Genomic DNA, 8898 nt, shown 5'->3' with positions numbered 1-8898 from the left:
GAGGATCACGTCGAAGGACTGGAGCGGATGCGCTCGGCCGGCAAGCCGCTGTCCGGCGTTGAAATCGCGATCCTCGATGCCGACGGCAACACGCTGCCGCCGCGCCAGGTCGGCGAGATCGCGACCCGTTCCGGCTCGAACATGGTGGGCTACTGGAATCTCCCGGAAGCCACCGCACGCACGCTTGGCCGCGACGGCTGGCTGCGCACCGGAGACGCCGGCTATCTGGACGAGGACGGCTATCTCTATATCCACGACCGCATCAAGGACATGATCATCTCCGGCGGCGAGAACATCTATCCGGCCGAGGTCGAAAGCGCGATCTGCGATCACCCCGATGTCGCCGAAGCCGCCGTGATCGGCGTTCCCGATGACAAATGGGGCGAGGCCGTGAAGGCCATCGTGGTGATGAAGCCGGGTAGGACCGCTGACGCCACCGACATCATCAATTTCACGCGCACCCGTATTGCCGGCTACAAGACGCCGAAGAGCATCGACTTCCTCGACGCGCTGCCGCGCAACCCCTCCGGCAAGATATTGCGGCGGCATCTCCGCGATCCCTATTGGGCCGGCAAGGATCGCCAGGTGAACTGAAGCAAACGGAAGACTCCCGATTTGCGGCAACAACGTGGCAGACCGCCATCCCGCCTTGATTTGGGCGGAATATGAACGGCCTGCCCCGCCATTGAGGCTGCGGCTGCAACCGAAACGATCATCGCCTGCGGCCGACTCCGGTGACGGACTCGATACGAGCAGGCTGCGCGATGGCGCGCGAAACGCGCGATATCAACCGCTGCGGCCGGCCTGGATGCAGATCTCGATCGGGCAGAAGCGCGTCCGCCGCGGCGTTCAAGAAGTGGCTGTGCGACAGCGCGAACTCGTATCGCCGCCCCGCCCTGAAAATGTCCAAATCCATCAACTGTGGCGCGCATCGCGCATCCTCTGTGTGTTTTATTCAAGCTCGTGGAGTCAGCGGCCGGAATCGCAAATCGCCCCTTAACTATTCCTTTCAGTCATCACCAACCCACTGGTGACACGCATCGGTGAAAGCGTCACAACTTGTCTCAAGCATCCGATTGCAACGCATTTGTTCGGATGACGAGTTGTTCGCGAACGAACAATAAGAAAATCAGGGCGTCGTCATGCGTGTCATCTCCAGCATCATCACCGAACACAATCTGTGGCTCGTTTGTCTTGCGGCCGTCGTCAGTCTCGCCGGAAGCATCGTCACCATGCGGCTGCTCGAGCGCGCCCTGCGAGCGGACGGACTGCAGCGCTGGGGCTGGCTGTTCCAGGCGGCCTGCGCGGGAGGCTCGTCGGTCTGGTGCACGCATTTCATCGCGATCCTCGCCTACCAGCCGAACGCGCCGGTCACCTTCGATCCGACGTTGACGGTCGCATCGCTTGCGGTCGCGATCGTCGGCCTTGCTCTCGGTTTTGCCATCGCCGCGACCACGAGGCGCACCTCGACCGCAATCATCAGCGGCGGCGTGGTCGGGCTCACCATCTCGCTCATGCACTATGTCGGAATGGCCGCCTATCACGTCAGCGGGATCATCGGATCGAGCCACGCCTACGTCGCCGCCTCTGTGATGCTATCGCTCGTTCTCGCGATCACGGCACTCGCCACGGCGACGCAGGTCGAGCGCTCCTTCGCGGCGCCGGTCGCGGCGCTCGCCTTTGCGCTTGCGATCCTCTCGCAGCATTTCACCGCCATGGCCGCCCTCTCGGTGATACCCTTTGCCTCCGATCCGACAAATGCCACGGTCTTCGAGACGATGGCGGTTGCGATTGGAGGCGTTGCGCTGCTCATCGTCGGCACCGGCGTGGCCAGCCAGATGATCGACTCCCGCGCGCGGAACGAAACCACCCGCCGCCTTCACCACATGGCGCTGAACGATCCGCTGACCGGCCTGCCGAACCGGACCAGCTTCGCCGAGCGCCTCGACCGCGAACTCGCGAGAGCCGAGGAGGAAGGACACGAGCTCGCCGTGATCGGAATCGATCTCAACCGCTTCAAGGAGATCAACGATTTCAGAGGCCACAGCGCGGGCGACCAGGCGCTGAGAATCATCGCGAGCCGGCTGACGGATTGCGTCAAGAACGGCGAATTCATCGCGCGGATCGGCGGCGACGAATTCGCCGCCTTGAAGGATTTTCGCGATGAGGACGTCCTGCTCGACTTTCTCGGCAGACTGGAGATCGCGCTGTTCGAACCGTTCGAGATCGACGACTTCCGGGCCGCGGCCGGCGCCAGCATCGGGGTCGCGGTCTACCCACAGGACGGCCTCACCGCGGAGACGCTGATCGGAAACTCGGACCTGGCGATGTATCGCGCCAAGTCCGAGCTCAACACCGCCGTCTGTTTCTACGAGAGCCGGCTCGACGAGGTCGCCCGGGAACGGCAGATGCTTGCGCGCGAGTTGCGTCTTGCGCTGGAACTGCAGCAGTTCGACCTGCATTTCCAGGTGCAGATCTCGGTGACCCATGCGACGATCTGCGGCTACGAGGTGCTGCTGCGCTGGTATCATCCGGAGCGCGGCCTGATACCTCCGCTCGACTTCATTCCGATCGCCGAGGAAAGCGGCGCCATTCTCGAAATCGGCGAATGGGTGCTGCGCGAGGCCTGCCGGCGCGCGGCGGCGTGGCAGATCCCGCACAGAATAGCCGTGAACCTCTCGCCAGTTCAATTCAGCCAGCCCGAGCTGCCACGTCTGGTGCACGAGATCCTGGTGGAGACGGGCCTGCCCGCCTCGCGGCTCGAACTGGAAATCACCGAATCCACGATCATCGCCGACAAGACGCGCGCACTGCACATCCTGCGGCAGATCAAGGCGCTCGGTGTCACCATAGCGCTCGACGATTTCGGCACCGGCTATTCCTCGTTCGACACGCTGCGCTCGTTCCCATTCGACAAGATCAAGCTCGACCGCCTGTTCATGAACGAGGTCGAGACCAACCCGCAAACCAAGGCGATCGTCCGCGCGGTGCTGGCGCTCGGCAAGAGCCTCGAGGTCCCGATCCTCGCCGAGGGTGTCGAGACCGACAATCAGCTCGCCCTGCTGCGGCGCGAGGGCTGCGATGAGGCGCAGGGCTATCTGCTCGGACGCCCGGGACCACATGAAGAGATTCTCCCGTACGACGACATCTTCGCCCTGTTCGAGACCGAGCTGACGACCAAGGCCGCGCAGAGCGCTTGAGTTAAACCTGTTCGCATCACCGCTTCCCTGCACCCATATAGCCGAACAGGAAGCCGGCGACCTTGCGCATCTGGATTTCCTCGCTGCCCTCGGTGATACGGTAGCGGCGGTGGTGGCGATAAATGTGCTCGAAAGGCTTGTGGCGCGAATAGCCCATGCCGCCATGTACCTGGATCGCGCGGTCGGCCGCCTCGCAGCACAGCCGGTTGGCCCAGTAGTTGCACATCGAGACCTTGTCCGAGAGGGTGTGCTCGATCTCGGCCTGTGTCAGGGCGTCCATCTCCCAGGCGGTCTTGCGGATCAGGAGGCGAAGCATCTCCGCCTGCGTCGCAAGCTCGACCAGCGGCCACTGGATCGCCTGGTTCTCCGCCAGCGCCTTGCCGAACGGTCTTCGTTCCCGCGCATATGTCACGCTCTCGTTGATGCAATAGACCGCGGCCCCAAGCGAACTCGCCGCCTGGCGGATGCGGTTCTCGTGCACAAAACACTGGGCGAGCGAGAGGCCTTTGCCGACCTCGCCGAACAGCGCCTCTTCGGGCACGAACACGTCGGTGAAGCTGACCCTGGGGTGATCGGTCGGCATATTGAAGGTCCACATATATTCTTCGACCTTCACGCCGCTGCTATTCGCCGGCACCAGGAAGCAGGTGATGCCGCGTGCGTCGCCGTCATTGCCGGAGGTACGGGCGAACAGCGCGCAGTGGGTCGCGACATGCATGCCCGTGGTCCACATCTTCTCGCCGCTGACGGCCCAGCCCCTGACGTTGTCGCGCGTCGCCGGGACTGCGCGCGTCTCCATATGGGTGGCATCGGAGCCGTGATGCGGCTCGGTCAGGCCGAAGGTGATGCGGTATTTGCCTGTGATCGCTCCTTCGATCATCGCCTTCTGATCGTCGCCGCCGAAACGGTCGAGCATGGTGACCAGCGGAAAATTGCCGACGATCGAGTGCTCGTTCTGCAGATCATTGTGCAGCCCAAGTCCCTTGGCGGCGAAATGCTCACGGATCACGGCCATCCACAAATTGGAGCCGTCCTTGCCGCCATAGCGCTTCGGGATCGCGAAGCGCAGGTGGCCGGCCTTATCGGCGAGGTCCTTTGCCCTGCGCAGCAGCGCTTCCCATTCGCGCCGCGGCAGCCCGCCGTTCTCGAAATCCGTGCGCGCCCATTCGCGGCGGTGGTCGAAGAAGCGGACGTTGTCGTCCGCTTCTTCAAGAGGCTTGATCTCGCCCGCAATGAAGCGGTCAAGCTCGTCGAGATAGGCCGTGAGGTCGGCAGGCAGCGCGAAATCCAAGGCGGTCACTCCCGTTTGTCTTTATTGCTGTCGTTGTCGGCACCGTCTCGCTAGACTTGCCTGCCGTATTCCACGCCGTGAAAAACAGATAAGAGAGGAAACATGGAGCTGAAATTCTCCAAGGTCGAACGCAAGGGTCCAGTCACGGTCGTGACGCTGTCGCGGCCGGAGGTCTACAACGCGCTGCATATCGATGCGCATTTCGAGCTCAACAAGGTGTTCGACGATTTCTGCGCCGATCCCGAGCAGTGGGTCGCGGTCGTCACCGGTGCCGGCGACAAGGCGTTCTGTGCCGGCAACGACCTGAAATGGCAGGCGGCGGGCGGAAAGCGCGGCTGGGACAAGGGCGGCTTTGCCGGCCTCACCTCGCGCTTCGACTGCGACAAGCCGGTCATCGCCGCCGTCAATGGCGTTGCGATGGGCGGCGGTTTCGAGATCGCGCTCGCCTGCGATCTCATCATCGCCGCCGAGAACGCCACGTTCGCGCTGCCGGAGCCGCGCGTCGGCCTCGCCGCGCTCGCCGGCGGCCTGCAGCGGCTGCCGCGCCAGATCGGCTTGAAGCGCGCGATGGGCATGATCCTGAGCGCCCGTCATGTCAGCGCCAAGGAGGGTTTTGAGCTCGGCTTCGTCAACGAGGTGGTGCCGGCCGGCGAGGCGCTTGCCGCGGCGGAACGCTGGGCCGAGACGATCTGCAAGAACTCGCCGATGTCGATCCGCGCCTCCAAGCAGGCCATCCAGAAGGGGCTTGCGGTGTCGCTGCAACAGGCGATCACCGAGCAACGCGAATACCCAGCCGTGAAGGCGATGGCCGCGTCGCAGGACTATATCGAGGGGCCCAAGGCGTTCGCCGAAAAGCGTCCGCCGCAATGGCTGGGCCGGTAAGCCACCGCCGTCATTGCGAGCGAAGCGAAGCAATCCAGAATCCATCCGCGCGGACGGACTGGATTGCTTCGGCGCCAAGGCGCCTCGCAATGACGGTGGAGAGATCGGCCTCACTCGTTACGTCTCCCCCGTTCGCGCTTGTACGAGGCGTAATTCGGCTGGTCGATCGCGAGCTTGTCGAGCGTGGTCTGCCACAGATGCTCGGGGAGCCCTGGCGTTGTGAGATCGACCTTACCGTCCGCGATGCGGTCGGCGAGTGCCCGGTTGAGTTCGAACAGCGAACCGTTAAGGTCAAGAAGCTGCGCGAGCCGCGCCGCCTCCGCGCCATCGCTCCCCTGCTCCAGCGCCAATTGCCGCGTGACGAGATCGAGAATGTTGACGGCGACGCGCAACTTGAAGGCCTGATGCCCGGAAAGACCGGGCGCGATCTCGTTGCGCAGAAAATCGGCGACCGCTTTCGTCAGTTCGATCGGCGTCGGCTCGTCCTGCATCTCACCTCACCATGCCCGTCAGCTCTCGCGCGGCGCCAGCAGCACCATGAGATCGATCTCGGTTTCCGATGCGCGGCGGCCGATCATGGCCCGCTCCATCGAATGATCAGGCTGGTCGCGAAAGCGCTGCATCATGCCGCAGCACATCACGCCCCAGCGCAACGTGCCCATCACCTCCCAGAACCGCGCCCGGTCAGCATCGACCTTGCGGCCGGCGCTCTCGTAGCCGCCATAGAGCTCCTCGCGCGAACCGAAACCGCCGACCGGCTTGTCGATCTCGCCGAAGCGCCACGAATTGACGCAGATCCAGCCGAGGTCCTCCATGGGGTCGCCGAAATGGGCGAGCTCCCAGTCCAGCACAGCGCGGACGCCGACGGGGCCGATCACGAGATTACCGTGGCGGAAATCGCCGTGCACCAGCGTCACCTCCTCCGGCGGCCCGGGATCGTTGTCCTTCAGCCAGCGCAGGGCCAGCTCGAACACCGGCCGCGGCCAATCAAAGCTGTGGTACTCGCGGCCGAGTTCGTCGATCTCCTTGGTCGACGTCATTTCGCGCAACTGGGGCAATTCGGCGCGCGGCAGGCCGTGGATGCCCGCGGCAACCCGGCCGAGCTGACGGGCGAGATGCTGCCGCGCGATGGCAAATTTCTCGTCGCGCAGAATCTTTCGCGCGATGGTTTCACCTTCGACGCGTTCCATGATGAAACCGGTGCCGAGATCGTCTTCCGGCGCCAGGACATGCAGCACGCGCGGCGAGGGCACGCCAGCCTGATAGGCAAGGTGCATCAGCGCCGCCTCGTTGTTCAGCCCGGCTGCGCGCCTGGGCGCCGCGCCAAAACCCGTCGGAGCGCGGCGCAGGATGGCGCCGATATCGCCCTCGGGATGCACGATGTCGAACGACCAGGTCTCCTGGCTGGCGCCGCCCGACAGTTTTGTCGCGCCCGCAATACCGGTCGCGCCCGGATAAAATGATGCGACACAGCGGCCGAGCTCCGCCTCCATCTTCGGCCTCTCTCATCTGCCCTTGAACTGCGCCTGCCGTTTTTCCAGAAAAGCCGTGACGCCTTCCTTGAAATCTTCCGCCGCGCCCGCGATGCGCTGCGACTGGAATTCCAGATTGAGCTGGTCCTCGAAGGAATTTTCCGGACTGTCCCAATAGAGCCTGCGGATCAACGATAGCGCGATCGTCGGCCCGTTCGCCAGTTCGCGGGCGAGCTTCATGGCCTCGTCCATCAACCCGGCATCGTCATGGACGCGGTTGACGAGCCCCCACTCCAGCGCCTTCTCGGCCGGCAGCCGCTCACCCATCAGCGACAGCTCGATGGCACGCGCGCGTCCGACCAGGCGCGGCAGCAGCCAGGTCGAGCCGCAATCGGGCACCAGGCCAATGCGGCGGAACGCCTGCAGGAAATAGGCCGAGCGCGCCATCAGGATCATGTCCCCCAGCAGCGCAAAGCTCATGCCCGCGCCCGCTGCCGGTCCGTTGACGGCGGTCACCAGCGGGCAATGCAGGTTGCGGATCCGCCGCAAGAACGGATGAAAGCCGGTCTCCAGCGCCGCGCCCGCATTGCTGCGGCCGGTTGTGGGCTTGTTGCGGCCCTGCAGGTTGGCGCCGGTGCAGAAGGCGCGGCCGGCGCCGGTCAGCACGACGCAGCGGACCTCCGCCTTCTTCTCCTCGATCGCGTCGAGCGCCTCGGCAAGCCCGCCCAGCATGTCGATCGAGACCGCGTTCATGACCTCCTGATGGTCCATCTTCAAAACGCCCACCGGACCGTCGATCTCGAGCGTGACATGCTTGAATAGCATCGTTGCCTCCTTTCTGTGCCCGGCGCTCAGTCGGCGCTCGAGCGGGCGATCTCGTTTCGCGGCCATATTTGATTTTTGCCGACGGCTTGTCCATGCTCCCTGTGCCTAGCTGATGCGCATCATACTTGACGGAAACGCTCCCATGAACATGTTCGACCTCACCGGCCGCGTGGCCATCATCACCGGCGGCAATGGCGGTATCGGGCTTGGCATCGCGCAGGCTCTTGCGTCGAGTGGCTGCAACATCGCGATCTGGGGCCGCAATGGGGACAAGAACCAGGCCGCCGCCGCGACCATGGCCAAAGCTCCCGGCAAGGTCGCAAGCTGCGTCTGCGACGTCACCGACCCCGCCTCGGTGAAGGATGCGATGCAGGCGGTGCTTGATACCTTCGGCCGGGTCGACGGCTGTTTTGCCAATGCCGGCATCGGCGGCGGCGGACGGCGCGCCTTCATCGACCGCACCGAGGAGGAGTGGCGCGCGATGTTTGCGACCAATCTCGACGGCGTCTTTCACGTGTTCCAGGCGGTCGCCCGCCACATGACCGAGCGCGCCACGGCCGGCGATCCGTTCGGCCGCCTGGTTGCGACCTCCAGCCTCGCCTCGCTGTTCGGCACCGCGCGCAACGAACATTATGCCGCGACCAAGGCCGCCATCAATGCGCTGTGCCGCGCGCTTGCCGTCGAACTGGCGCGCCATGGCGTCACCGCCAACGCCATCCTGCCCGGCTGGATCAAGAGCGACATGACGGCGGGCATCATGGCCAACGAAAAATTCGTCGCCAACGTGATGCCGCGGATCCCCCTGCGGCGCTTCGGCGAGCCGAGCGATTTCGGCGGCATCGCCGCAAGGCCTCGTCCTATCACACGGCCGACTGCTTTGTGATCGACGGCGGCTACACGGCGTTTTGACAAGCCTTGTTGGGTGCAAAGGCCTTGCAACAACAACGGCCGTCATACCCGCGGGCTATCCAGTACGCCGCGGCTTCTCGGCTCTATCACGACTGTCTCGGATTACTGGATCGCCCGGTCAAGCCGGGCGATGACCACTGAAGACGGGCGATGACCACTGCATGATTTCTGAGCGTGACTTCGCGTATGTGCCACACGCGCGCTTGTCCAGGACGACAGTGTGGAGATCGCAGTTTTCGATTTCAAACAGCCGAGGGTGTGACTTGGCATTCCCGCGGCACGGTGCGCCCGGGTCGTGGGTCAGTCTTGCTCCCTCTGA

General features: G+C 64.2%; 7 protein-coding genes and 1 pseudogene. 4 read left to right on the top strand and 4 right to left on the bottom strand.

Translation table 11 applies throughout. The annotated features are described in order from the left end of the window. A partial coding sequence (locus JOZ76_RS06685; RefSeq protein ID WP_291697838.1) for an AMP-binding enzyme occupies positions 1 to 594 on the top strand: 594 nt, incomplete at its 5' end. A gap of 548 nt (positions 595 to 1142) precedes the next feature. Continuing rightward, positions 1143 to 3200 (top strand): putative bifunctional diguanylate cyclase/phosphodiesterase, encoded by a 2058-nt coding sequence (locus JOZ76_RS06680; RefSeq protein WP_291697837.1) that lies wholly within the window; start codon positions 1143 to 1145, stop codon positions 3198 to 3200. A 16-nt stretch (positions 3201 to 3216) separates the two neighbouring features. Here JOZ76_RS06680 and JOZ76_RS06675 read toward each other — a convergent pair whose 3' ends face one another. Continuing rightward, positions 3217 to 4491: an acyl-CoA dehydrogenase family protein gene (locus tag JOZ76_RS06675; protein WP_291697836.1), complete on the bottom strand. Its 1275-nt coding sequence runs from the start codon at positions 4489 to 4491 to the stop codon at positions 3217 to 3219. A 102-nt stretch (positions 4492 to 4593) separates the two neighbouring features. Between JOZ76_RS06675 and JOZ76_RS06670 the strand changes: the two genes are divergently transcribed. Further along, on the top strand, positions 4594 to 5373 hold the full coding sequence (locus JOZ76_RS06670; protein WP_291697835.1) for an enoyl-CoA hydratase-related protein: 780 nt from the start codon (positions 4594 to 4596) through the stop codon (positions 5371 to 5373). Positions 5374 to 5483: 110 nt separating this feature from the next. Here JOZ76_RS06670 and JOZ76_RS06665 read toward each other — a convergent pair whose 3' ends face one another. From JOZ76_RS06665 to JOZ76_RS06655, 3 genes are read right to left on the bottom strand one after another with little or no spacing between them, the layout of a single operon-like run. Further along, positions 5484 to 5864, bottom strand: a complete 381-nt coding sequence (locus JOZ76_RS06665; RefSeq protein WP_291697834.1) for a DUF6285 domain-containing protein — start codon at positions 5862 to 5864, stop codon at positions 5484 to 5486. Between the two features lie 18 nt (positions 5865 to 5882). Continuing rightward, positions 5883 to 6866, bottom strand: a complete 984-nt coding sequence (locus JOZ76_RS06660; RefSeq protein WP_291697833.1) for a phosphotransferase family protein — start codon at positions 6864 to 6866, stop codon at positions 5883 to 5885. Between the two features lie 12 nt (positions 6867 to 6878). Continuing rightward, positions 6879 to 7670: an enoyl-CoA hydratase/isomerase gene (locus JOZ76_RS06655; protein ID WP_291697832.1), complete on the bottom strand. Its 792-nt coding sequence runs from the start codon at positions 7668 to 7670 to the stop codon at positions 6879 to 6881. 142 nt (positions 7671 to 7812) lie between these two features. Here JOZ76_RS06655 and JOZ76_RS06650 point away from each other — a divergent pair. Then, a pseudogene (locus JOZ76_RS06650) lies at positions 7813 to 8579 on the top strand (SDR family NAD(P)-dependent oxidoreductase). Positions 8580 to 8898: the final 319 nt, after the last annotated feature.

This window comes from Bradyrhizobium sp. (assembly GCF_019244115.1).
GTDB lineage: Bacteria > Pseudomonadota > Alphaproteobacteria > Rhizobiales > Xanthobacteraceae > Bradyrhizobium.
This window is presented reverse-complemented; position numbering and strand designations above follow the sequence as displayed.

Coding starts and splice junctions, on each gene's coding strand:
- JOZ76_RS06655 (WP_291697832.1), bottom strand. CDS start 7,670: ATGCTATTCAAGCATGTCACGCTCGAGATCGACGGTCCGGTGGGCGTT.
- JOZ76_RS06660 (WP_291697833.1), bottom strand. CDS start 6,866: ATGGAGGCGGAGCTCGGCCGCTGTGTCGCATCATTTTATCCGGGCGCG.
- JOZ76_RS06665 (WP_291697834.1), bottom strand. CDS start 5,864: ATGCAGGACGAGCCGACGCCGATCGAACTGACGAAAGCGGTCGCCGAT.
- JOZ76_RS06670 (WP_291697835.1), top strand. CDS start 4,594: ATGGAGCTGAAATTCTCCAAGGTCGAACGCAAGGGTCCAGTCACGGTC.
- JOZ76_RS06680 (WP_291697837.1), top strand. CDS start 1,143: ATGCGTGTCATCTCCAGCATCATCACCGAACACAATCTGTGGCTCGTT.